This window comes from Lactobacillus apis (genome assembly GCF_002837055.1).
Classification (GTDB): domain Bacteria; phylum Bacillota; class Bacilli; order Lactobacillales; family Lactobacillaceae; genus Lactobacillus; species Lactobacillus apis.
On the sequence record NZ_PDKP01000002.1, the window covers coordinates 30,359 to 52,530 of the forward strand.

29 protein-coding genes, 1 other RNA gene, 2 pseudogenes and 1 other annotated feature are annotated in these 22,172 nt (G+C 38.3%); all 32 genes and pseudogenes read left to right on the forward strand.

The window, feature by feature from the left end; genetic code table 11:
• Positions 1-57: 57 nt before the first annotated feature.
• The 32 genes and pseudogenes from gltX (at position 58) to CRG87_RS04115 (ending at position 22,169) form a co-directional block, all read left to right on the forward strand.
• Positions 58-1,563 (forward strand): glutamate--tRNA ligase, encoded by a 1,506-nt coding sequence (gltX, locus tag CRG87_RS03960; RefSeq protein ID WP_074426298.1) that lies wholly within the window; start codon positions 58-60, stop codon positions 1,561-1,563.
• A 146-nt stretch (positions 1,564-1,709) separates the two neighbouring features.
• Entirely contained in the window at positions 1,710-3,134 is a 1,425-nt protein-coding gene (gene cysS, locus CRG87_RS03965) for a cysteine--tRNA ligase (protein ID WP_074426297.1), read from the forward strand.
• The gene (locus CRG87_RS03970) at positions 3,127-3,570 is read left to right on the forward strand and encodes a Mini-ribonuclease 3 (protein WP_074426296.1); all 444 of its coding nucleotides are present in this window, start codon (positions 3,127-3,129) and stop codon (positions 3,568-3,570) included. The genes cysS and CRG87_RS03970 overlap by 8 nt, the downstream gene beginning before the upstream one ends.
• Entirely contained in the window at positions 3,557-4,312 is a 756-nt protein-coding gene (gene rlmB / locus CRG87_RS03975) for a 23S rRNA (guanosine(2251)-2'-O)-methyltransferase RlmB (protein WP_074426323.1), read from the forward strand. Before CRG87_RS03970 ends, rlmB begins: the two co-directional genes overlap by 14 nt.
• Before the next feature lie 197 nt (positions 4,313-4,509).
• Positions 4,510-5,088, forward strand: coding sequence for a sigma factor (locus CRG87_RS03980; protein ID WP_074426295.1), 579 nt, complete (start codon positions 4,510-4,512; stop codon positions 5,086-5,088).
• Positions 5,089-5,155: 67 nt separating this feature from the next.
• Positions 5,156-5,374 (forward strand): P8 family protein, encoded by a 219-nt coding sequence (locus CRG87_RS03985; protein WP_046307443.1) that lies wholly within the window; start codon positions 5,156-5,158, stop codon positions 5,372-5,374.
• 183 nt (positions 5,375-5,557) lie between these two features.
• Entirely contained in the window at positions 5,558-5,707 is a 150-nt protein-coding gene (rpmG, locus tag CRG87_RS03990; RefSeq protein WP_074426294.1) for a 50S ribosomal protein L33, read from the forward strand.
• A gap of 5 nt (positions 5,708-5,712) precedes the next feature.
• Complete coding sequence (gene secE, locus CRG87_RS03995) at positions 5,713-5,883, forward strand: preprotein translocase subunit SecE (RefSeq protein WP_046307442.1); 171 nt, start codon at positions 5,713-5,715, stop codon at positions 5,881-5,883.
• A gap of 100 nt (positions 5,884-5,983) precedes the next feature.
• A complete protein-coding gene (nusG, locus tag CRG87_RS04000; RefSeq protein WP_046307441.1) occupies positions 5,984-6,532 on the forward strand; it encodes a transcription termination/antitermination protein NusG in 549 nt (182 codons plus the stop codon).
• Positions 6,533-6,658: 126 nt separating this feature from the next.
• Positions 6,659-7,084, forward strand: a complete 426-nt coding sequence (gene rplK / locus CRG87_RS04005) for a 50S ribosomal protein L11 (RefSeq protein WP_046307440.1) — start codon at positions 6,659-6,661, stop codon at positions 7,082-7,084.
• 71 nt (positions 7,085-7,155) lie between these two features.
• Positions 7,156-7,374 (forward strand): annotated as a pseudogene (locus tag CRG87_RS04010) (50S ribosomal protein L1); the annotation flags it as partial.
• A 1-nt stretch (position 7,375) separates the two neighbouring features.
• Positions 7,376-7,504: pseudogene (locus CRG87_RS04015) on the forward strand (50S ribosomal protein L11); the annotation flags it as partial.
• A 71-nt stretch (positions 7,505-7,575) separates the two neighbouring features.
• Positions 7,576-8,268: a 50S ribosomal protein L1 gene (rplA, locus tag CRG87_RS04020; protein ID WP_046307439.1), complete on the forward strand. Its 693-nt coding sequence runs from the start codon at positions 7,576-7,578 to the stop codon at positions 8,266-8,268.
• A 144-nt stretch (positions 8,269-8,412) separates the two neighbouring features.
• Positions 8,413-9,279, forward strand: coding sequence for a phosphate ABC transporter substrate-binding protein (locus tag CRG87_RS04025; protein WP_074426293.1), 867 nt, complete (start codon positions 8,413-8,415; stop codon positions 9,277-9,279).
• Position 9,280: 1 nt separating this feature from the next.
• Complete coding sequence (gene pstC / locus CRG87_RS04030; RefSeq protein ID WP_074426292.1) at positions 9,281-10,273, forward strand: phosphate ABC transporter permease subunit PstC; 993 nt, start codon at positions 9,281-9,283, stop codon at positions 10,271-10,273.
• Between the two features lie 7 nt (positions 10,274-10,280).
• Positions 10,281-11,174 (forward strand): phosphate ABC transporter permease PstA, encoded by an 894-nt coding sequence (gene pstA, locus CRG87_RS04035; protein WP_046307436.1) that lies wholly within the window; start codon positions 10,281-10,283, stop codon positions 11,172-11,174.
• A 10-nt stretch (positions 11,175-11,184) separates the two neighbouring features.
• The gene (gene pstB, locus CRG87_RS04040; protein ID WP_074426291.1) at positions 11,185-11,985 is read left to right on the forward strand and encodes a phosphate ABC transporter ATP-binding protein PstB; all 801 of its coding nucleotides are present in this window, start codon (positions 11,185-11,187) and stop codon (positions 11,983-11,985) included.
• A 12-nt stretch (positions 11,986-11,997) separates the two neighbouring features.
• On the forward strand, positions 11,998-12,753 hold the full coding sequence (pstB, locus tag CRG87_RS04045) for a phosphate ABC transporter ATP-binding protein PstB (protein WP_074426290.1): 756 nt from the start codon (positions 11,998-12,000) through the stop codon (positions 12,751-12,753).
• Between the two features lie 15 nt (positions 12,754-12,768).
• Entirely contained in the window at positions 12,769-13,500 is a 732-nt protein-coding gene (gene phoU / locus CRG87_RS04050; protein WP_074426289.1) for a phosphate signaling complex protein PhoU, read from the forward strand.
• An 80-nt stretch (positions 13,501-13,580) separates the two neighbouring features.
• Positions 13,581-13,705 (forward strand) — a sequence feature (ribosomal protein L10 leader region).
• A 35-nt stretch (positions 13,706-13,740) separates the two neighbouring features.
• The gene (gene rplJ, locus CRG87_RS04055) at positions 13,741-14,250 is read left to right on the forward strand and encodes a 50S ribosomal protein L10 (protein WP_074426288.1); all 510 of its coding nucleotides are present in this window, start codon (positions 13,741-13,743) and stop codon (positions 14,248-14,250) included.
• A gap of 48 nt (positions 14,251-14,298) precedes the next feature.
• On the forward strand, positions 14,299-14,664 hold the full coding sequence (rplL, locus tag CRG87_RS04060) for a 50S ribosomal protein L7/L12 (RefSeq protein WP_046307428.1): 366 nt from the start codon (positions 14,299-14,301) through the stop codon (positions 14,662-14,664).
• Between the two features lie 250 nt (positions 14,665-14,914).
• The gene (locus tag CRG87_RS04065) at positions 14,915-15,802 is read left to right on the forward strand and encodes an SLAP domain-containing protein (protein ID WP_074426287.1); all 888 of its coding nucleotides are present in this window, start codon (positions 14,915-14,917) and stop codon (positions 15,800-15,802) included.
• 107 nt (positions 15,803-15,909) lie between these two features.
• Positions 15,910-16,530 (forward strand): class I SAM-dependent methyltransferase, encoded by a 621-nt coding sequence (locus tag CRG87_RS04070; RefSeq protein ID WP_074426286.1) that lies wholly within the window; start codon positions 15,910-15,912, stop codon positions 16,528-16,530.
• Entirely contained in the window at positions 16,530-17,048 is a 519-nt protein-coding gene (gene tadA / locus CRG87_RS04075; RefSeq protein WP_074426285.1) for a tRNA adenosine(34) deaminase TadA, read from the forward strand. Before CRG87_RS04070 ends, tadA begins: the two co-directional genes overlap by 1 nt.
• 28 nt (positions 17,049-17,076) lie before the next feature.
• Positions 17,077-17,170: signal recognition particle sRNA small type (ffs, locus tag CRG87_RS04080), an RNA gene on the forward strand.
• A gap of 57 nt (positions 17,171-17,227) precedes the next feature.
• A complete protein-coding gene (gene dnaX / locus CRG87_RS04085) occupies positions 17,228-19,051 on the forward strand; it encodes a DNA polymerase III subunit gamma/tau (RefSeq protein ID WP_074426284.1) in 1,824 nt (607 codons plus the stop codon).
• A 19-nt stretch (positions 19,052-19,070) separates the two neighbouring features.
• Positions 19,071-19,400: a YbaB/EbfC family nucleoid-associated protein gene (locus CRG87_RS04090; protein ID WP_074426283.1), complete on the forward strand. Its 330-nt coding sequence runs from the start codon at positions 19,071-19,073 to the stop codon at positions 19,398-19,400.
• On the forward strand, positions 19,401-20,000 hold the full coding sequence (gene recR, locus CRG87_RS04095) for a recombination mediator RecR (RefSeq protein WP_074426282.1): 600 nt from the start codon (positions 19,401-19,403) through the stop codon (positions 19,998-20,000).
• Positions 20,000-20,230, forward strand: a complete 231-nt coding sequence (locus CRG87_RS04100; protein ID WP_074426281.1) for a YaaL family protein — start codon at positions 20,000-20,002, stop codon at positions 20,228-20,230. Before recR ends, CRG87_RS04100 begins: the two co-directional genes overlap by 1 nt.
• Positions 20,231-20,332: 102 nt before the next feature.
• On the forward strand, positions 20,333-20,980 hold the full coding sequence (gene tmk / locus CRG87_RS04105; RefSeq protein WP_074426280.1) for a dTMP kinase: 648 nt from the start codon (positions 20,333-20,335) through the stop codon (positions 20,978-20,980).
• Between the two features lie 5 nt (positions 20,981-20,985).
• Positions 20,986-21,309 (forward strand): cyclic-di-AMP receptor, encoded by a 324-nt coding sequence (locus CRG87_RS04110; protein ID WP_046307408.1) that lies wholly within the window; start codon positions 20,986-20,988, stop codon positions 21,307-21,309.
• Positions 21,309-22,169 (forward strand): DNA polymerase III subunit delta', encoded by an 861-nt coding sequence (locus CRG87_RS04115; protein WP_074426279.1) that lies wholly within the window; start codon positions 21,309-21,311, stop codon positions 22,167-22,169. The genes CRG87_RS04110 and CRG87_RS04115 overlap by 1 nt, the downstream gene beginning before the upstream one ends.
• Positions 22,170-22,172: the final 3 nt, after the last annotated feature.

The window sequence follows — 22,172 nt, forward strand, 5'->3', positions numbered from 1 at the left end:
CGTTATTACGGGTAAACTAAAAATGTTTATATTTACTTTTTGAAAGAGGCATGAATTTTGGCAAAACAAAAAATTCGGGTAAGATATGCCCCAAGTCCAACAGGGCACTTACATATAGGTAATGCGCGAACTGCACTATTCAACTACTTGTTTGCGCGTCATAATAAAGGTACTTTTGTTTTAAGAATTGAAGATACTGACCAAAAACGTAATGTCGAAGGTGGTTCTAAATCACAAATGGAAAACTTACGTTGGTTAGGTATTGACTGGGATGAAGGTCCTGACAAGGGCGGCGATTTTGGCCCATATCGTCAATCTGAACGTAAAGATATCTATAATAAGTACATTCAACAACTGTTAGATGAAGGTAAAGCTTACTATTCATACAAAACAGAAGAAGAGCTTGAAGAACAACGTGAAGAGCAACGGGCAATGGGAATTGCTCCACACTATACTTACGAGTATGAAGGCCTGACTGCCGATGAAATTGCGCAAAAGCAAGAAGAGGCAAAGGCAAAGGGCTTAAAGCCAGTTGTGCGAATTCACATTCCTGAAATGGAAACATATTCTTGGGAAGATATCGTTAAGGGTCACTTAAGCTTTGAGTCTGACACAATTGGTGGCGATTTTGTTATCCAAAAACGTGATGGCATGCCAACTTACAACTTTGCAGTTGTTGTCGATGATCATTTAATGGAAATAACTCACGTTTTACGTGGGGATGATCACGTTTCTAACACACCTAAACAGCTTGCTGTTTATGAGGCATTAGGCTGGGAGCCACCTAAGTTTGGTCACATGACTTTAATTATCAATGCGGAAACTGGTAAGAAGTTATCTAAGCGTGAAGAAGACAAGTCAGTATTGCAGTTTATTGAGCAATACCGTGATTTAGGCTACCTACCAGATGCAATGTTTAACTTCATTACACTTCTTGGTTGGTCACCTGTTGGTGAAAACGAAATCTTTACTCAACGCGAATTGATTAAGCAATTTGATCCTGCTCGTTTATCAAATTCACCTGCGGCTTTTGACAGAAGAAAGTTAGAGTGGATTAACAACCAATACATCAAGAAGGCAGATCGTGATACTTTACTAGACTTAGCACTTAACAATTTACAAGAAGCTGGTTTAGTTGAAAAAGATCCAAACCCTGAAAAGATGGAATGGGTACGTCAATTAGTTAACATTTACTCTGTGCAAATGTCATATACTAAGCAAATTGTTGATTTAGCTAAGATTTTCTTTGACGCACCAAAAGATTTGAGCGATGAAGAAATTGACGAAATCCGCAAGGATGAAGCAAGACCTGTTATTGAAGAATTCAAGAAGCAAATTGATTTAATTCCTCGGTTTACTTCACCACAAATTATGAAGGCGGTTCAGGCAACTCGTCAGGAAACTGGCATTAAGGGTAGACGCCTATTCATGCCAATCAGAATCGCAACTACTAGATCAATGGTTGGCCCTGGAATTGGCGAAGCAATGGAGCTTTTGGGTAAAGAAAAAGTTCATGAGCACCTTGACTTAACCTTGAAACAAATGAGCGAAAACGGCTTATAATTTAATGCAATAAAAGAGCACCTATTTTTGATTGATAGGCGCTCTTTTGTTTTGCCGTTTTCCGATAAATTATTTTTTAAAAGCTAGAAACTACTATTGTTTCTGTTAGAATGGAGATAAAGTTTTAGAAAGGCAAGTTAGCCGTCGTGAAAATATATAATACTCTGACGAAAACTAAAGAAGAATTTCAACCAATTAACCCTGGGCAGATTACGATGTATGTCTGTGGCCCAACGGTTTACAATTACATTCACATCGGTAATGCACGAAGTGCAATCGCTTTTGACACCATTAGACGCTATTTTGAATACCGCGGGTATAAAGTTAATTATGTGTCTAACTTTACTGACGTTGACGATAAAATGATTAATGAAGCACGTGCCGAAGGCATTACTGTGCCCGAATTAGCTGATCGCTACATTGAAGCTTATGAAGAGGATACGGCCGCTTTAAATATCGAGCCCGCAACTAAGAATCCCCGTGCAACTAGTGAAATTGCCTCAATTATCAGTTTTATTGAAAAGCTAATTAAAAAAGGTTATGCTTATGAATCTGCTGGTGATGTTTATTATCGAGCAAAGAAATTTGCGCACTATGGTGAATTAAGTAGTAAGAACATTGCTGAATTAGAAGAGGGCGCTTCGGAACACGTTAACGAGGAAGAACAGAATCGTAAAGAAGATCCAATTGATTTTGCCCTTTGGAAAAAGCAAAAACAGCCTGATGAAATTGCCTGGGAGTCTCCTTGGGGCAAGGGACGGCCAGGCTGGCATATCGAATGTTCCGTCATGTCAACCAAATACTTGGGCGATACAATTGACATTCATGGTGGTGGACAAGATCTTGAATTTCCACATCATGAAAATGAAATTGCTCAGAGTGAAGCCGCTACAGGTAAAAAATTTGTTCATTATTGGATGCATAACGGTTTTGTTACTGTAGGTGCTGATCAGGAAAAAATGTCGAAGTCGTTACATAATTTTGTAACGGTTCATGAAATTTTGAAGGAAGTTGATCCGCAGGTTCTTCGTTTCTTCATGGCCAGTGTTCAGTATCGGCGTCAGATTAACTATTCAGAAGAAAACCTTAAGCAAGCACAGATTATTTTGCAGCGTTTTAAGAACACGTTGATCAACTTAAATTATCGTTTAAAAGACGACACTTCTAATGTTGAAGACGCTAATTTACGTGAAATTTTGGCTAAAACGGAAGCAGATTTTGTTACCGCAATGGATGATGACTTTAACGTTCAAAACGCTTTAACAGCAATTTATGATTTATTACCAGTGTTAAATGCCAATATTGCGGCTGAAAGTGTCGATAAAGAAGCATTAACAAAAGCGCAAGTTTTATTAACAGAATGGTTGGGTATCTTTGGTATTGATACCGCCAAGTTGATTAAGCAAAATGAGACGCAAGGTGATGATGAAATTGTTGCCTTGGTTGAGCAGCGTGATGAAGCAAGAAAGAACAAAGACTGGGCTAAAAGTGATCAGTTGCGTGATCAATTAAAACAAATGGGAGTAATCATTGAAGATACTCCACAAGGAACAAGGTGGATTCGTGAGTAATAGTAAAAAGTTGGTCGAAAACGAAATTAATCCAGATACATTAAACGGGCAGACGTTAGCCTATTTAGGGGATGCTGTTTATGAAGTTGATATTCGGCGGCATTTAGTTAAATGTGGCATTGTTAAGCCACAAGCCTTGCAGCTAAGAGCAACACATTATGTGTCAGCCAAGGCTCAAGCGGCTTTGATTACTAAGATGCAGGAAGATGGCTTATTGAGTGAGGATGAACTAGCAACTTTTCGTCGCGGTCGTAATTCCAAAACTTATAGCAAGGCCAAGAATACTAGTTTAGCCACATACCAATTGTCGACAGGATTTGAAGCAGTTTGGGGCTATTTGGAATTACTTGGTAAAAGAAAGCGGCTTCAAGAATTAACTTCTTGGTGCATTGAAACAGTGGAGAATGGTGGCATTGATGAATATGACTTCAAATGATAGTGATTTTGTTTTCGGTAGACATGCTGGAATTGATTTTTTAAAAACGCAGGATGCTGGCAGAATCAATAAGGTTTTTTTGCAACAAGGTGTGCAGGAAAGCTTTGCAGATGAAGTGTTCGGTTTGGCAAGGGAAAAAGGAATTGTTGTTCAAACTGTTCCTAAAAATAAGCTTGATCGCCTAGTTCAAGGCGGCAATCATCAGGGACTTGTTCTGACTGTTGCTAGTTTTGAATATGCGGATTTGGATGATTTGCTTGATCAATTTGATCAAGAGGAGAAACAACCATTTTTGTTAATGCTTGATTCAATTGAAGATCCGCACAACCTGGGCTCGATTTTGAGAACAGCTGATGCAACTGGGGTCGATGCAATCATTATCCCGAAAAGACACGCAACGGGTTTGACGTCTGTTGTGGCTAAAACCTCAACTGGTGCGATTGATTACGTTCCGGTTGCCCGCGTTAATAACCTTGTACAAACTAGTCAAATGTTGAAAAAACGCGGTTACTGGCTTTTTGGCACAGATATGGACGGAACAGACTATCGTCAGTGGGATAGCAATGGTAAAACTGTTCTTGTAATCGGAAATGAGGGTAAAGGCATTTCTCGCTTACTGAAAGAGCAAATGGATCAAATGATTACTTTGCCAATGGTTGGCCATGTGCAATCTCTCAATGCAAGTGTTGCAACTGGTGTTTTGCTATATCAAATGCTGGATACTAGAAATCATCATAAATAAAAAGTTAAATGGGTGCCCATACAAAATGTGCGCTCATTTTTTTTTGCAAATTTTGTTCTGACAACCTAAAGTGAATTTTGCTGTTATTAACCGTTACATTTACCTGTTAGTGAAAAATTTAAACATTGGTTCGTTTAAATTGAATTTTGCTTCTCAGTATTCTTTAGCTCAGATATCAACTAAAGGAGAATAGCAATATGGCTAAAATAGAAGTAGCAAGGGAAGAAACAGAGTTAATTATGCAAATCAAAAGTGGACAGACTGATGCACTACGTAAGCTTTGCTTTTTGTATCGTCCACTAATTACGAATATTAAGAAAAAATATCATCTTCGCTCTTACGATAATCAGGATTGGGATCAGGATGCGATGATCATTTGTTATTTAGCTGTGAAAGATTTTGACCCAAAAAAGGGAAATTTCGCTAGCTATTACAAAGTTCGGCTGGTAAATCATGCCAATACGCTTCTTAGACGTGAAATGGCATACCGCAGAAAGGCTTGGGCCAAAGCAATTTCTTTTGAAGCAGCAGCTACTAAAGGAATGAATCCTATTCGGCGGCCAGAAACTTTTTTACCAGAAGTGCCGCTAAGCATAAAACTAGCTGAATTAGTCAACAAGCTATCGATTTTAGAAGTTACGGCTTTATTAATTATTCTCGGACTTTGTCAACAAGAACAGATAATTAAAGATTGGCAAATTTTGCCAATGACCTTAGTAAGGGCACGCTCGCGTCTGCTGCAAAAAGCACGGTTAATTTTATTAGACTCTGTTTAATAGAAAATGATGAGAATTTAGCGTATAATTAATAACTGTAGAATTATTTTATAGGAGGTAGATTAAGATGGCAGAAGATGTTATCAAGACTGCATTGTTAGATCGTCACATGAAAGAGGTTTTTGACTGGAGTGATTCAGACATGCCAGTTAGGGATGCTCTTTGGGACTATTTCATGGAAAAGAATGGTAGAGATACCATGAAGACGGAAGAAGATATGCTTCCGTTCCTTGATTATTCTGACGATAAAATCGAATCCTTCGTAAATGAAAATCTTAAGAAGTAAATCCGACTATTACAATGTTCTACGCCCGGTGGTTACGCTTTTGTTTGACCACCAAAAACAGCTGCTTATAAGTAGCTGCTTTTTATTTAAAGAGAAAAATTGACTTGAATTTTAGGGCAATTATTAAATGAATTGCTTATACCTGTATTTTTTGCTAAAATACAATAGTTTGGAAGTGAGATTATGGCAGTGAAAAAAGCATCATTAGCTTGCAGCGTATGCGGCTCGCGTAACTACTCAATCACCGCAGGCAAGAATCGCACGAAGCGGCTTGAATTGAATAAATTTTGTAAACATTGTGGCAAAATGACATTACACAAGGAAACGAGGTAAATTGAATGATTAAGTTTTTTAAGAGCGTAGCACACGAAATGCACTTGGTAACATGGCCAACAGCTAAACAAAACCGTCATGATACTGGAACAGTCATTACTACTTCAGTTTTATTCGCCTTGTTTCTAGGAGTGTTAGACTACTTATTCAGCGTTTTAACACAAATGTTCATGTAAATAGAAATGAAATTCTATTCGTGATATAATAAATAAAGTTAAAGAAAAAACCTCTGAGTGGAGGTTTTTTTGTTTGCCAAAATAAAAGGAGAAATTTGTAATGGTTGAAACAACAAAGAAGCAATGGTACGTGCTTCATACTTATTCAGGATACGAAGATAAGGTTAGATCTGACTTGTTATCGCGTGCACAAAGCATGGGGATGCAAGATTATATCTTTCGGGTAATGGTTCCTGAACAAGAAAAAATCGAGAAGGTCAACGACAAGAAAAAAGAAGTTGAAGAAAAAATCTTCCCTGGTTACGTATTAGTTGAAATGGTCATGACTGACGAAAGTTGGTTCGTTGTTCGAAATACACCTAACGTAACTGGATTTGTTGGTTCACACGGTGGTGGTTCTAAGCCATCGCCACTTCTTGAAGAAGAAGTTAATCGTCTGTTGCGTCAACAAGGGGAACCTGCAAAACGTCCTCAAGTTGATTACGAAGTTGGAGAAACTGTCACTATTATTGATGGTGCATTTAACGGCGTTGAAGGTAAGATTACTGAAATTCAACCTGATAAATACAAGTTATTTGTTTCAGTTGATATGTTTGGCCGTGCAACTACAACCGAGCTTGACTACGATCAAGTAGAAAAAATTAGCTAAACTTTTACGAGAGATTGCAAATTTAAAAAAACGATGGTACCATATTAAAGTACTTTTATTATTGTGGGAGGAAAAGTAGGTAACTTTTCCATTTTAACCACGCACGGAATCAAGGAGGTTTTGACCGTGGCAAAAAAAGTTATTAACGTTGTCAAATTACAAATACCAGCTGGTGCTGCAACACCCGCTCCTCCAGTTGGTCCTGCTTTAGGTCAAGCAGGAATTAACATTGTAGGTTTTACTAAGGACTTCAATGCTAGAACTGCTGACCAAAAAGGCATGATTATTCCTGTAGTCATCACAGTTTATGAAGACCGTTCATTCGAATTCATAACTAAGACTCCACCAGCTCCAGTTCTTTTGAAGCAAGCTGCTAAGATCGACAAGGCATCCGGTGAACCTAACACCAAGAAAGTTGGTAAGGTAACTAAGGATCAAGTTAAGGAAATCGCTGAAACAAAGATGAAGGACCTTAACGCTGCAGATGTTGAAGCTGCTATGCGAATGATCGAAGGTACTGCTAGAAGCATGGGTATCGAAGTCGAAGACTAATCCTGTTATTTATAACAATTTAGGTGGGAGAGTTTGAGGCTCGTTTGACCACATATTAAGGAGGAAATCACATGCCAAAGCATGGTAAAAAATATTTAGAAGCTGCTAAAAAAGTAGATTCAAAGAAATTATATTCAGTTGCTGAAGCAATTAAGTTAGTTAAAGAAACTTCATATGCTGGTTTTGATGCATCAGTTGAAGTTTCATACAACTTAGGCGTTGACCCTAAGCAAGCAGACCAACAAATTCGTGGCTCACTTGTTTTACCAAACGGTACTGGTAAGACCCAANGTAACTAAGGATCAAGTTAAGGAAATCGCTGAAACAAAGATGAAGGACCTTAACGCTGCAGATGTTGAAGCTGCTATGCGAATGATCGAAGGTACTGCTAGAAGCATGGGTATCGAAGTCGAAGACTAATCCTGTTATTTATAACAATTTAGGTGGGAGAGTTTGAGGCTCGTTTGACCACATATTAAGGAGGAAATCACATGCCAAAGCATGGTAAAAAATATTTAGAAGCTGCTAAAAAAGTAGATTCAAAGAAATTATATTCAGTTGCTGAAGCAATTAAGTTAGTTAAAGAAACTTCATATGCTGGTTTTGATGCATCAGTTGAAGTTTCATACAACTTAGGCGTTGACCCTAAGCAAGCAGACCAACAAATTCGTGGCTCACTTGTTTTACCAAACGGTACTGGTAAGACCCAAAAGGTTATTGTCTTTGCCGAAGGTGCTCAAGCTGAACAAGCTAAGGCTGCTGGTGCTGACGAAGTTGGTTCTGACGACTTAGTAGAAAAAGTTCAAAACGGTTACTTAGACTTTGACGTTGTTGTTGCAACACCAACAATGATGGCTAAAGTTGGTCGTTTGGGTCGTGTGCTTGGACCTAAAGGTTTAATGCCAAACCCTAAGACCGGTACTGTAACAATGGACATCGAAAAAGCCGTTAAGAACGTTAAGGCTGGTCAAGTTGAATACCGTGTTGACCGTCAAGCAGCTATTCATACTGCTATCGGCAAGGTATCATTTACTGATGAACAATTAATTGAGAACTTTGATGCTCTACGTGACGTGATTTTACGTGCACGTCCATCAGCTGCTAAGGGCCAATACATCAAGAGCGTTGCAGTTGCTGCAACCTTTGGTCCTGGGATCAAGCTTGACCCATTAAACTTGGATTAAGGATTAATTCGAAGAAAATAGGAAAGCAACTCTGCTACACGCGCGAGTTGCTTTTTTTATCGACTTTTTGACCTTAAATATTTATCAATTGCAAGATATTTGTTAAACTAAGCATAATCCTATTGTCAAATTGAGGAAAATACAATGCGTAAAGAGAATGTGAGCAAATTGCTGGTAGTCCTTTTGGTTGTGCCGCTGTTTTTAGTGGGTTGCGGTCAAAGTAAGGAAAAGATTACCATTGTTGGATCCAGTGCTTTGCAACCATTGATTGAGCAAGCTGGTAATGACTATCATCTGGCTCATCTTGATAGTAATATCGTTGTTCAAGGCGGTGGTTCAGGAACAGGACTTAGCCAAGTTCAAGCGGGTGCAGTTCAAGTAGGAACATCCGATGTTTTTGCTGAAACCCAAAAAGGAATTGATGAAAAGAAGCTGCAGGACTATCCTGTTGCGATTGTTGGAATTGTTCCAATTGCCAATAAAGGTGTCGGTGTTAAGAACTTATCCAAGAAGCAACTAGCTGCCATTTTTACGGGAAAAATAACTAATTGGCGACAAGTTGGTGGTAAAAACTTGCCAATCATTGTGATTAACCGTTCTCGTGGTAGTGGTACAAGAACAACCTTTGAAGATCTGATTTTAAATGGTAAGGATGCTGTCAATTCGCAGGAACAGGATTCTAACGGAACGGTTAAAAAGATTGTTAATTCTACACCAGGAACAATTTCATATATTTCATTTCCGTATGCAAATGATGAGAACATTCAGAAAATCAGTATAGATCATGTTCAACCAATCAATAAGAACATACCAACTAATAAGTGGTCACTTTGGTCATATGAACACATGTACACTAAAGGTAAGCCTAACAAGGCAACTGCTAAGTTTATTAACTATGTCTTAAGTAAAAAGGTACAAAGAGATTTAGTACCTAAAATTGGCTATCTAAGTATTCATGAAATGAAAGTTTCGCGCGATAGTGAAAATAAAGTTACGAAAATAGGTAATTAGTATGTCAAAAAAAGAACAAGACTTGCAGGAAGTTGTTGAACAAGCAATTGCTCAACAAAAAGTTCCTCACGTCAAAATTAAGGGGATTGATCCGCATAGTATTGATATTGCGCGGTTAACTAAACCTTCTAAGGAAACCAGACAAGAACGCTGGGGCAAAGGTTTAACTGCTTTAGCAATTTTACTAATCGGTATTTTGATTGTCTCCATTATTGGTTTTGTTGGTAGTCATGGTTTAGCAACCTTTTTTACTGATAAAGTTAACATCTTTCATTTTCTGTTCTCAACTGATTGGAATCCAAGTGCTGGTCCTAATCACGTTGGTGCTGCGGCAATGATTGTTACTTCTTTTGCAGTTACGTTGCTTGCAGCCCTTATTGCTACTCCATTTGCAATCGCAGTAGCACTCTTTATGACTGAATACGAATCAGGCAAGAAAGCAAACCTTCTGCAATCAGTTATGGAACTACTTGTTGGTATTCCATCAGTTGTATATGGGTTCTTGGGTTTAACTGTTGTTGTTCCCGCTGTTAGAACTGTCTTTGGTGGAACAGGTTTTGGTATTTTGACGGCCACCTTAATTCTTTTTGTTATGGTGTTACCAACAATCACTTCTTTAACAGTTGACGCCTTTAAGGCAGTTCCAAAGGAGCTACGTAAATCTTCTGCTGCGCTAGGAGCAACGCAATGGCAAACTATTTACCATGTCGTTCTAAGAGCTGCTCGAGCACGTATTATGACAGCGATTATTTTCGGAATGGCGCGTGCCTTTGGTGAAGCCTTAGCTGTTCAGATGGCGATTGGTAATGCAGTCTTAATGCCTTACAACTTGGTTAGTCCAGCAGCAACCTTAACTAGTCAATTAACTAGTCAAATGGGTAATACAGTTATGGGCACATTGCCTAACAATGCATTATGGAGTTTGGCATTACTACTATTAATAATGTCGTTAGTGTTCAACTTCTTAGTACACTTAATTGGAAAGAAGAGTTAGTAGCAAAATGAATTCAAAGAGAAATGATCGTATCGCTACTGGCGTAATCTATTTGCTAGTTGGCATCGTAATCCTACTTTTGGTTGGTATTATTGGAAACATCTTGATTTCCGGTGTACCACACTTATCATGGCACTTTTTGACCTCTGCTTCTTCTTCATTTGAAGCTGGCGGGGGAATAAGAGATCAACTGTTTAATTCACTCTATTTGTTGATTTTAACTTTATTGATCTCACTACCAATTGCTTTGGGTGCAGCAATCTACTTAGCTGAATATGCAAAGGACAATTGGGTAACCCAATTAATTAGAACTACGATAGAAATTCTTAGTTCACTTCCTTCAATCGTTGTTGGGCTTTTTGGCTATTTACTGTTTGTTGTTCAATTTGGTCTCGGCTTTTCAATTATTGCCGGTGCGTTAGCGCTAACCTTTTTTAATTTGCCAATTTTGACCAGTAACATTGAAGAAGCAATTAAAGGTGTGCCACAAACCCAGCGTGAAGCTGGTTGGGCACTTGGCTTATCTAACTGGAAAACAATCCGCGGCATTGTTTTGCCTGCGGCACTTCCAGGCATTATCACGGGTATCATCCTAAGTGCTGGACGCGTTTTCGGTGAGGCAGCTGCTTTAATTTATACTGCAGGACAAAGTGGTTCAACTGTTGATTATTCTAATTGGAATATGTTCAGTCCAACCAGCTTTTTAAACGTGATGCGTCCGGCTGAGACTTTGGCTGTCCATATCTGGAAAGTTAATACTGAAGGAATCATTCCCGATGTTACAGTCGTTTCAGCTGCTACTTCTGCCTTATTGGTTATTGTAGTCATTATCTTTAATTTTGGCGCTCGTGCGTTGGGTAATTGGTTATACAATCGCTTGACCGCCGCTAAAATTAAATAAGGAAAATTCTATGGAAAATTGGCAAACTCAAAAGACTTACATTAAGACTTTTAAAGACGAAGATTGTGCTATTTACACTGAGGACTTAAGTGTTTTTTATGGCGGTACAATTCAAAAATTATTTGATGTAAGTCTAGGATTTAAGAAAAACACGATTACAGCACTAATTGGTGCTTCAGGTTCAGGGAAATCAACTTTTTTACGATCGTTAAATCGCATGAATGACCGTGTAGCGCGTGTAGATGGCAAGATTATGTTTCATGATCTTGATGTAAATCAGCAGAAAATCAATGTTTATGAATTGCGCAAGGCGATTGGGATGGTCTTTCAAAAGCCTAACCCGTTTCCTAAGTCAATCAGGGAAAATATAACATATGCGCTAAAGGCTAATGGTCAACAGGACAAACAAAAGCTTGATCAAATTGTTGAAGAGAGTTTGCGAGCTGCTGCATTGTGGGATGAAGTTAAAGATAAACTTGATAAAAGTGCCTTAGCTCTTTCTGGCGGGCAGCAGCAGCGTTTGTGTATTGCACGGGCAATTGCACTCAAACCCGAAATTCTGCTCTTAGATGAGCCAGCAAGTGCGCTAGATCCAGTTTCAACTGCTAAGTTGGAGGATACTTTAAAGCAATTGCGCAAGAAGTACACGATGGTAATGGTTACGCACAATATGCAGCAAGCATCCAGAATCAGTGAGTACACTGCTTTCTTTCATTTGGGGCATGCACTTGAATATGATACGACTACAAATATTTTCACTAATCCACAAGGTGAGATTACTGAAAAGTACATTCAAGGTAGTTTTGGCTAAAGGAGCGATCATATGACAAATATTATGGAGGCCCAAAACGTCAAATTAAGTTATGGCAAATTTGAGGCGTTGCATGGCATCAGTCTTAACTTTCCAGAAAAGCAGTTAACAGCTTTGATTGGTCCGTCAGGATGCGGAAAATCAACCTTTTTAAGATGCTTGAACCGCATGAATGATGACATTGATAATATCAACATTACAGGTAAGATTTTGCTTGAAGGTAAAGATATTTATCGTGCCAAACTCGATTTAGTTGCATTACGTAAAAAAGTGGGAATGGTTTTTCAACAACCTACCCCCTTTCCTTTTCCTGTCTACGACAATGTTGCCTATGGCTTGAGAGTTGCAGGAGTTAAGGATAAGCAATTAATTGATCAACGAGTTGAAGAGAGCTTGAAGCAGGCGGCGATTTGGGATGAAACCAAGGATAACTTGCAGCGGAATGCTCAGGAATTTTCTGGAGGACAACAGCAACGAATCTGTATCGCACGTGCGTTAGCTGTTAGACCAGAAGTGGTTTTACTCGATGAGCCGACCTCAGCGCTTGATCCAATCTCAAGTGCTGAAATTGAAGAAACTTTGATGGGCTTAAAAAAGAAATATACATTCATTATGGTTACACACAACTTGCAACAAGCGAGTCGTGTTTCTGATCAGGTTGCTTTTCTAATGGATGGTGAGTTGATTGAGTCTGGGCCAACCGAGCAAATGTTTTTGGCCCCTAAGAAGGAAATAACTAGTAATTATCTTAATGGTCGTTTTGGCTAAATTTGGAGGTGGATTATGCACGAAATATTTTTGGATGAGCTGAAAAAGTTAAATACACAATTTATGGAAATGGGAGTCCAAGTCAATGAATTAATTGACAAGGGTACGCGTTCTTTTGTCGATCATAATAAAAAGATGGCTCAAGAAATGATTGAACAAGATAAGATTGTTGCTAAAGAAGCAATTACAATCGAAAAAAAGGCACTTGACCTGATGGCATTGCAACAGCCAGTTGCGACTGACTTCCGTGTGGTAATCAGTATTTTAAAAGCAACTACCGACTTAGAACGAATTGGTGAGAATGCCAATAGTATTGCCGTTGAAACAGTTAGAGTGAAGGGTAATCCTCGTATTCCTGATGTTGAGGAAATCATTTCACGAATGACACACCAAGTGCGGACCATGTTAATCAAAGTATTGACAGCATATGTTCAAGACGATGAGAAGACTGCTCGTGAAATGCTTGATGGGCATGCAGATGTTCACTATGACTATCGTAAGGCCAGAAAAATGATTATTGATGGTGTCAAAAAAGATCCTAATGTTGCTGTTGCTTCAGCAAGTTACTTTGTCATCATTCGTTTGTTAGAACGAATCAGTGATCACATTGTTAACTTAGCAAGTTGGGTTATTTACAAGTCTTCCGGTGATTTATTTGAATTAATCAATTCAGAGAAGGAAACTTCTTCTGAAAAGGAAATCAAGGAAGAGGTCCCAAAGAAGAGCAAAAAGACTAAAAAGAAATAAAGCTTAAAAGGAACTATTTACAGTAGTTCCTTTTTATTAGCAGAATTATTGCTTGCATTTAAAAAGTAACCCTGCTATAGTTATTAAAGTGAATTCTACCTAAGACTCGGGTGGTTAACGCCTTAATATCCCGCCGAGGCCAGAAGATTATGAAGATTTCAAATGCTCCATGTCTTTGTTGGCATGGAGTTTTTTAGGCCTTATAGAATTTATCAAAAAAATTAACGGAGGTGAATTCGATTGAGTAAAGCTGCTATTGCTGAAAAAGAAAAGTTCGTTGATGCGTTTGCTGAAGAGCTTAAAGCTGCAAAAGCTGTCTTGGTAATTAACTATCTTGGTTTAACTGTTGAAGAAGTTACTAACATGCGTAAGGAACTTCGTGATAACGGTGTTAAGATGAAGGTTGTCAAGAACACTTATCTAAGACGTGCTGCTGTTAAGGCTGGCATTGAAGGCCTTGAAGATACTTTTGTTGGACCTACAGCTGTTGTTTATACTGATAATGCTGATGACATCACTGAACCAGCTCGTATTGTTTCAAAATACGAAGATGACTTTGAAGTTATTGACATTAAGGGTGGTGTGCTTGAAGGTAAGGTAACTTCTAAAGAAGATATCAAAGCTCTTGCTGCTATTCCAGGACGCGAAGGATTACTATCAATGCTTGTTTCTGTATTACAAGCACCTGTACGTAACGTCGCATATGCTATTAACGCTGTTGCAGATTCAAAAGATGAATCTGCTGAATAATATAATGTAATTTATATCTAATAAAAATATTTCGGAGGATATATAAATATGGCTTTAGATACTGAAAAGATTATTGAAGATTTAAAAAATGCTTCAATTCTTGAATTAAACGACCTTGTAAAGGCTATTGAAGATGAATTTGGCGTTTCTGCTGCTGCACCAGTTGCTGCTGCAGGTGCTGCCGGTGGTGAAGCTGCTGCTAAGTCAAGCTACGATGTTGAATTAACAGAAGCTGGTCAAGAAAAGGTTAAAGTTATTAAGGTTGTTCGTGACCTTACTGGACTTGGCCTTAAGGACTCAAAGGACCTTGTTGATGGTGCTCCTAAGAACGTTAAAGAAGGCGTTTCTGAAGATGAAGCTAACGACATCAAGGCTAAGCTTGAAGAAGTTGGTGCTTCAGTAACTTTGAAATAGTTACAGTCCAACTGGACAAGCTAAATAGAAAAAGCGTAATCCCAATATGTTTGGGGTTGCGCTTTTTTGTTTGTAAAAATATAAACTTTTATAATTAGGATAATCTAGTCAGCTTAATTTTTAAAATAATTAATCATAATCATTAGTTTGTAATATAATTGGATTTATAGTAAAAGTATACAAAACAGTTAGTGTATTTGTATTTACTAGGAGTTTTTTTATTAAAAATAATCAAGAATGGAGAAAACTAATGAGAAAAAGCAAATGTCGCCAAGCTTTAACAGCACTTGTGGCAATTACAAGTTTGGGAAGCTGCCTAGCATTAAATGCAGAGCTTTCAGAAGCTAAAACGGTAACTGGTATAACTGAGCTAACTGTTCCGGCCGCAAAGATAGGCCGTATTACCAAAAAGACAAGTTTGTATAATGGAAAAGGCCGCAAAATAAAAAAATCAACCTTAAAAAAGGGTGGAAAATTAGCATTAGTTGGTAAAGTAAAGATTAATAAGAAGAAGTACTATAGGGTTGGCTACAATAAATATGTTTTAGCTAAGTATGTAACTATTATCAAGCCAACACCACAACAAGATACTACCAACCCAAGTACAAGCACACCTATAACACCAACTACACCGAAGACACCAAGTAAGTCTAGGGATGATGCGGTAAGCAATTTTTCAATTTCTGATTTTAGAAAAGCATTTTTGGATGGTTTAAATGCTGAAAGGGCAGATCGCGGCCTTTCACCGGTAACAGAGGATTCTCACTACGATGAAGTAGTTCAGGAACGAACAAAGCTGTTGCCAAATAATTTTTCTCACTTTGACTCAAACAATAAGTTCATTCTTGAAAAGTGCTTTGAAGATGCAAATATTAAAAGTGCAAGTGTTGCAGAATGTATCGCAATGTTCCCATGGGGCGCAAGTGTTGACCATTCTACTAATGAGCTAGTCCAAGAAAAGAATGCTTCAAGTGCTTTAGTTGCTCAGGGGATGCTTTACGAATATATTTATAACGATGCAGCTTCAAATTGGGGTCACCGTGATATCTTGCTAAATCCAAAAGACAAGACGATTGGTTTGGGTGCAGTTATCGGACAAAGTGATAAAATTTATTCATCTGTAGGAGTTACTTATTAAATAAGTCAATAGTGAAATAGGCTTTTTGTTCTTTCTAATTTGCAAAAGTAAAATGGTTCGTTAAAATTATTTACAGTAAAACTGTTTAAAAAAGAAACGAGTAAATAATGAGTGACCAAGAAAATCAAATGTATTATGCTGCTAATCCTACAGCTAAACATGACGAGCATATAATTGATTATCAGATAAACAATATTGATCTAAAATTTACAACAGATGCAGGCGTTTTTTCAAAAATGCGTGTAGATTATGGCTCAGGTGTTTTAATCAAACAAATGGCCGAAGTTGATTTCCCAAGTAGTAACATCTTAGACGTTGGTGCTGGCTATGGTCCGATTGGCCTCTTTGCAGCCAAGTTTTGGCCTGAGCAAACTGTTGATTTAGTTGATGTAAATGAACGTGGTCTTAACTTGGCAGCCCAAAATGCTGAACTGAATGGCATTACTAATGTTAATATCTACAAATCGGATGTGTATGATGAAGTTCCCAGTGAACGGAAATTTGGTTTGATTGTTACCAACCCTCCAATTCGGGCAGGGAAAAAGGTTGTTTCAAGTATTTTAGCTGGTGCAAAGGACCATTTAGTTGAAGATGGTGTTTTACTGGTCGTTATCCAGAAAAAGCAGGGAGAACCAAGCGTACGTAAATTGCTGAAAGAAACTTTTGGCAACTGCACAATTCTAATTCGTGATAAGGGTTACTACGTTTTGCAGGCGGTGAATCCCTAATGTCTTTTTCAAGTGAAGAAAAGAAAAAATACATGCAGTTAGCTTTTGAACAGGCTCGAAAAGCTGAGGCAAAAGGAGAAGTTCCGATTGGTGCAATTTTGGTTGACCCTGAAGGACAGGTAATTGGTGAGGGTTATAATCGTAGAGAGCTTGATCAAGATGCAACCCAGCATGCTGAAATGATGGCAATCCGGCAGGGATGTGAAAAACTAAAAACTTGGCGTCTGCTTGATTGCAGTCTTTTTATAACTTTGGAACCATGCCCAATGTGTGCAGGGGCAATCATTAATTCTAGAATAAAAAACGTCTTCTATGGTGCGCTTGATCCTAAGGCAGGTGCTGCTGGGAGCGTGGTTAACTTGTTTGAAGTGAACAAGTTTAATCATCATCCCAATGTAATTCGAGGCTTATACCGAGATGAAGCAAGTCAGATGCTCAAGTCCTTTTTCAGGGAGATCAGAAACAAGCAAAAAGAAGCTAAAAAGGGAATGGAAAATAGCAAAAATTCTGTAAATTAGTGGAAAAAAATCTCAAAGTACGTTAGTATATCTATTGGGCAATGTTTGGCTTCCAAAGCGTGTCAGGACCGGAAGGTAGCAGCACTAAGGTCGTTCAGGCATGTGCCTTTTATTAGACATTAACAAACTCTTAACTCTTTCAAAGAGTTAAGAGTTTTTTACTAGAGAAAGATAAATCAATGGCTTATCAAGCGTTATACCGCAAATGGCGACCACGCACTTTTGACAGTGTTATCGGTCAAGAAGATATTACAAATACTTTAAAAAATGCGATTAAGCGCGGCACGATTTCACATGCTTTTTTATTTGCAGGACCGCGCGGTACAGGTAAGACTTCGTGTGCCAAGATTTTTGCCAAGGCACTTAACTGTACTAACCTTCAAGATGGTGAACCATGCAATGAGTGTGAAAATTGTCTTGCTGCTGATAAGGGCGCAATGGCTGATATCATGGAAATTGATGCGGCCTCGAATAATGGGGTCGATGAAATCCGTGAGATACGTGATAAGGTTAAATACGCTCCGACTCAGGGGAAATACAAAGTCTACATTATCGATGAGGTTCATATGCTTTCAATGGGAGCATTTAATGCTCTATTGAAGACTTTGGAAGAGCCACCTGAGCATGTTGTCTTTATTTTAGCGACTACTGAATTACAAAAAGTCCCAGCTACAATTATTTCTAGAACGCAGCGCTATAACTTTAAGCGAATTTCGCAAGCTGACCTTGAAAAGAGAATGAAGTATATCCTTGATCAAGAAAATATCAAATATGATGATAAAGCACTTGCTGTAATCGCCGAAGTAGCTGACGGTGGGATGAGGGATGCTCTTAGTATCCTTGATCAATTGCTCAGTTATGAAAATGATTCGGTTGAGTACGATGCGGCACTTGAAATCACAGGCTTTGCTGCTAAAGAAAAAATTGAACAGATTTTATTAGCAATTTTAAATAAAGATGCAAGCCAAGCTCTTGCTTTAGCCCAGACAGAATTGCAGAATGGTGCGAGCTCAAAAAATATATTAGATGAGTTAATTGATATGGCCACGAACGCTTTGATTTTGCTAAAAGCTGGTGGTGAAAATAAAAGTAACTTTTTAAGTCAGGATTTCGTTGAGCAGATTAAGGATATTCCTGAACAACGCTACTTTAATTTAATTGCATCTGCCAACACTGCGCTAAATGATTTGCGGTATACTAATCAGCAGCAAATTCCCTTAGAGGTCTTCTTGGTTGAAAGTACCAATCAGGAAGTAGCGCCAACCACTGCAGCCGCGCCAGCTACTTCTCCAGTAGTAGAAAAGCAGGCAGCTGATGGTCAAGAACTGCAAGCTGAAGTAACTGCGCTTAAAAAGCAAGTGGTTGAATTAACTGAAAAAATTGCTAAGCTTGGTAAAACGCAAAACGTAAACAGCGACCGCATTTTCCACCTTGATACTGAAATATCAAATGTAGGTAAAATGTCCCAACCTTCTGAAGAAGCTGCTAAACCTAAAAATCATAAAAAGAAGGTTCGCAACGATCAACACGCAGACGAGCAGAATCGCAAACAGGTCTATCATGTTTTGGAAAATGCTACTAAAAAAGATCTACAAGCAATCAAAGATGTATGGCCAGATTTGCAATCTGTTTTAGCTGTTTCTCAGCGAGCACTTCTTGATGTGCTTGAGCCTGTGGCGGCTAGTCAGGATCAGGTAGTGATGAAATGCAAATATGCGCTTTGGTTTGAAAAAGCTAGCTCTGATGATGATCTGCTCGATATTTTGACTGATCAGATTGCGAAATTTACTAAGCACGAGTACCAAATTGTGCTTGTTCCGGATAAGGACTGGTTCACAGTTCGGAAGGAATTTTTACAATCGCACAGGGATGAACTACTTAAACGGCAGAAAAAATCTGGTATTGAAGAGCCGGAAGCAGAGGAACCAGTGCAAGAGAATAACGATGAAGTTGTTCAAAAAGCGAAAGACTTATTTGGTGACGCTGTTAATATTAAGGATTAAAATTTAAAGGAGAAAAATAATGAGTAAAAGACCTAATTTTGGTGGTATGGGCGGCATGAACATGCAACAAATGATGAAACAAGCTAAAAAGTTGCAAGAGCAGATGGCCCAAGAGCAACAAACTATCACTGCCCAAGAATTCGTTGGAAAATCTGCAGATGATATGGTAGTTGCAACCTTTAGTGGTGACCGTAAATTGAAGGATATTAGCATTAATAAGGATGCAATTGATCCTGATGATCCGGATATGTTGCAGGATTTGATTATTGATGCTGTTAATAAAGGCTTATCAGAAATTGATGAAGCGACACAACAAAGTTTAGGTAAATATACGAAGGGTATGATTTAATTGCAATATCCAGCACCAATTGCACATTTGATAGATTCTTATATGAAATTACCTGGAATTGGTGAAAAAACAGCAACCAGGTTAGCTTTTTATACCTTAGATATGCCTGATGAAGATGTTCATGACTTTAGTACTGCTTTAAATGAAGTAAAAGAAAAACTTCATCGCTGTTCAATTTGTGGCAATATTACCGAGCAAGATCCATGTACAATTTGTAGTGATCCAAACCGTGAGCAATCAACAATTATGGTGGTTGAACAACCCAAAGATGTAATGGCATTTGAAGAAATGGGTGAATATAACGGTTTGTACCATGTTCTGCATGGGATTTTGTCGCCAATGGATGGCATTGGACCTGAAGAAATCAACATCAAATCCTTGATTGTTCGATTGCAAAAACAGGAGCAGGTTAAAGAAGTGATTTTGGCACTAAACTCAACGCCGGAAGGCGAGTCTACCGCAATGTATATTAGTAAATTAATTAAGCCATCTGGTATCAAAGTTACGCGCTTAGCAGCCGGTTTGGCAGTTGGTAGTGATATTGAATATGCAAATGCAATTACTCTAAAAAGAGCGGTGCAAGGGAGAACCTCAATCTAATGGCACACGATAAGATTAAAAAACTAGGCGATCAACGTCTGATCGCTACAATTGAAGAACTACAAGAAGAAATTGCAATTCAAAAGAGTTTAGATCCAACTACCCTTGACATGTCAGAGGACAATATCATTGTAGGTAAAATACTGCAGGCCAAGTATTCTTTTTTATATGATGAAGCACGTCACCGACATACAAGATTTAGTGGTTTTACAAATGCAATTTCAGAATAAAAAAGCTCTAATTTAAGGGCTTTTTTATTTTTACTAAAATTAAAGGACCTTGGGGTGTTAATATAAGACAATCTCTTGTAAAATAGACTCATGGAGAGTTTTATGAATAGCTATTTTATCAATTTCGAAGGGCCTGATGGGTCCGGTAAAAGCACGGTTTTAGAACAAGTGGTTGCCCAAATTGCGCCGCTGCTCAAAACACAATATCTAGTAACGCGCGAACCAGGCGGTTCAATAATTGCTGAAAAAATTCGGCAGCTTATTTTGGATCCGACTAATGAAAAAATGGGTGCAAAAACTGAAGCACTATTATATGCAGCTGCTCGTAGCCAGCATATGAGTGAAACAGTAATTCCAGCACTTAAAGCAGGTAAGGTGATTTTTTCTGATCGCTTTGTTGATAGTTCATTGGCATACCAGGGTGCAGGACGTGATCTTGGAATCGATGCAGTTAAGCAAATTAATAATTTTGCAACTAGTGGCATCGAACCGAATCTAACTCTTTTCTTAGATGTTAAGCCTGAAGTTGGTCTTGCACGAATTGAACGTGCTCGCGCGGGTCAGGAAGACCGTTTGGAACAGGAAAAATTAGCCTTTCATCAAAAGGTTTATGAAGGTTATCTTGAAATTAACCGTAAACATCCAGAGCGAATTGCCATTGTCGATGGAGATCGACCGGTTAATCGAGTAGTAGAAGACTGTGTTAATATTATTAAAAAACGGATACCAAAAGATTTGCTAAAGGACTGATTTGAATGAAATTAATAATTGCAATTGTTCAAAGAGAAGATGCTAGCCGGCTGCAACATGCTTTTGCTAAAGAAAACATTCGTGCAACTAAGTTGGCGACAACTGGTGGCTTTTTAAGTGAAGGTAATACAACTTTCTTAATCGGAATTGATGAAAAACACGTCAAGAAAGTGATGCGCTTAATTCAAGGCGAATCACAAGGACGTGAAGAGTACATGAATCCTAATTTATCAATGACTGGATTTGATGTTAGCAGTCAACCAGTAAAAATTACAGTTGGCGGTGCAACATGCTTTGTACTACCTGTAGAAGAATTTAAGCAATTTTAATGAAAATCGAACTAGCAAAAAGGGACAAGAAACAAGCTCAGTTTTTACAACATGCTTATGAAGAAAACAAGTTGGCTCATAGCTATTTATTTGTTGATGCAAATGAAAAGCAAGCCTTAAATACGGCATATTGGCTAGCGTGTTTATTCAATTGTACAGGTGAGCAAAAACCGGACGGTACTTGTCAAAATTGTCGCCAAATTATCTCTGAAAATAATCCAGATGTGTTGTTAGTTACACCTGAAAATAAACAGAGTTTAGGAATCGATCAGGTTCGAATACTAAAAGAAGAATTAGCAAAGAGCCCAGTTCAAAGTAGCACGCGCTTTTTCATCATTGATGAGGCACAAAAGCTGACTCTAGCTGCAGCTAATGCTCTTCTTAACTTGTTAGAGGAACCAGTCGCTCCAGTGGTTACAATTTTGATTACTAATAATACGGATCAAATTTTACCAACAATTCGATCGCGTACCCAGATTGTTAATTTTACTGATGGCAAGAAACCTGATAATAAAACGACACTTTTGTTGGAAAATGGTTTTAGCCAAGATGAGATTGATGAATTAGGTAATACTAGTAGTCTTGATCAGGCAATCAAGTATTTTTATCAAGAAATGCTAGAGCACAATTCATTGGCATTGGTAAGTGCGCATAAATTGGCTGAATTGGCTAAAGGCAAGTCCGAGCAAAATTACTTGCTGGTTATGCTAAAACAAATGGCGCAAAAAGATTTAAATAGTGGTAATCAACAGGCTGGTGCAAGAATGCTGAAGTACTTAGTGGAAATTGACAAAATGCAATATAGCAATGTTAGTTTTCGTAATCTTCTTGATTATCTTGCTTTGCAGTGGAAAAGGTAGGTG

Excerpts from the sequence above, each read along its gene's own strand:
- CRG87_RS04090 (WP_074426283.1), top strand. The coding sequence starts at position 19,071 with ATGAGTAAAAGACCTAATTTTGGTGGTATGGGCGGCATGAACATGCAA.
- pstB (WP_074426291.1), top strand. The coding sequence starts at position 11,185 with ATGGAAAATTGGCAAACTCAAAAGACTTACATTAAGACTTTTAAAGAC.
- tadA (WP_074426285.1), top strand. The coding sequence starts at position 16,530 with ATGTCTTTTTCAAGTGAAGAAAAGAAAAAATACATGCAGTTAGCTTTT.
- CRG87_RS04025 (WP_074426293.1), top strand. The coding sequence starts at position 8,413 with ATGCGTAAAGAGAATGTGAGCAAATTGCTGGTAGTCCTTTTGGTTGTG.
- CRG87_RS03985 (WP_046307443.1), top strand. The coding sequence starts at position 5,156 with ATGGCAGAAGATGTTATCAAGACTGCATTGTTAGATCGTCACATGAAA.
- rplL (WP_046307428.1), top strand. The coding sequence starts at position 14,299 with ATGGCTTTAGATACTGAAAAGATTATTGAAGATTTAAAAAATGCTTCA.
- nusG (WP_046307441.1), top strand. The coding sequence starts at position 5,984 with ATGGTTGAAACAACAAAGAAGCAATGGTACGTGCTTCATACTTATTCA.
- CRG87_RS03980 (WP_074426295.1), top strand. The coding sequence starts at position 4,510 with ATGGCTAAAATAGAAGTAGCAAGGGAAGAAACAGAGTTAATTATGCAA.
- dnaX (WP_074426284.1), top strand. The coding sequence starts at position 17,228 with ATGGCTTATCAAGCGTTATACCGCAAATGGCGACCACGCACTTTTGAC.
- CRG87_RS04100 (WP_074426281.1), top strand. The coding sequence starts at position 20,000 with ATGGCACACGATAAGATTAAAAAACTAGGCGATCAACGTCTGATCGCT.
- tmk (WP_074426280.1), top strand. The coding sequence starts at position 20,333 with ATGAATAGCTATTTTATCAATTTCGAAGGGCCTGATGGGTCCGGTAAA.
- rpmG (WP_074426294.1), top strand. The coding sequence starts at position 5,558 with ATGGCAGTGAAAAAAGCATCATTAGCTTGCAGCGTATGCGGCTCGCGT.
- rlmB (WP_074426323.1), top strand. The coding sequence starts at position 3,557 with ATGACTTCAAATGATAGTGATTTTGTTTTCGGTAGACATGCTGGAATT.
- secE (WP_046307442.1), top strand. The coding sequence starts at position 5,713 with ATGATTAAGTTTTTTAAGAGCGTAGCACACGAAATGCACTTGGTAACA.
- pstC (WP_074426292.1), top strand. The coding sequence starts at position 9,281 with ATGTCAAAAAAAGAACAAGACTTGCAGGAAGTTGTTGAACAAGCAATT.
- CRG87_RS04110 (WP_046307408.1), top strand. The coding sequence starts at position 20,986 with ATGAAATTAATAATTGCAATTGTTCAAAGAGAAGATGCTAGCCGGCTG.
- CRG87_RS04115 (WP_074426279.1), top strand. The coding sequence starts at position 21,309 with ATGAAAATCGAACTAGCAAAAAGGGACAAGAAACAAGCTCAGTTTTTA.
- CRG87_RS04065 (WP_074426287.1), top strand. The coding sequence starts at position 14,915 with ATGAGAAAAAGCAAATGTCGCCAAGCTTTAACAGCACTTGTGGCAATT.
- pstB (WP_074426290.1), top strand. The coding sequence starts at position 11,998 with ATGACAAATATTATGGAGGCCCAAAACGTCAAATTAAGTTATGGCAAA.
- CRG87_RS04070 (WP_074426286.1), top strand. The coding sequence starts at position 15,910 with ATGAGTGACCAAGAAAATCAAATGTATTATGCTGCTAATCCTACAGCT.
- phoU (WP_074426289.1), top strand. The coding sequence starts at position 12,769 with ATGCACGAAATATTTTTGGATGAGCTGAAAAAGTTAAATACACAATTT.
- rplA (WP_046307439.1), top strand. The coding sequence starts at position 7,576 with ATGCCAAAGCATGGTAAAAAATATTTAGAAGCTGCTAAAAAAGTAGAT.
- pstA (WP_046307436.1), top strand. The coding sequence starts at position 10,281 with ATGAATTCAAAGAGAAATGATCGTATCGCTACTGGCGTAATCTATTTG.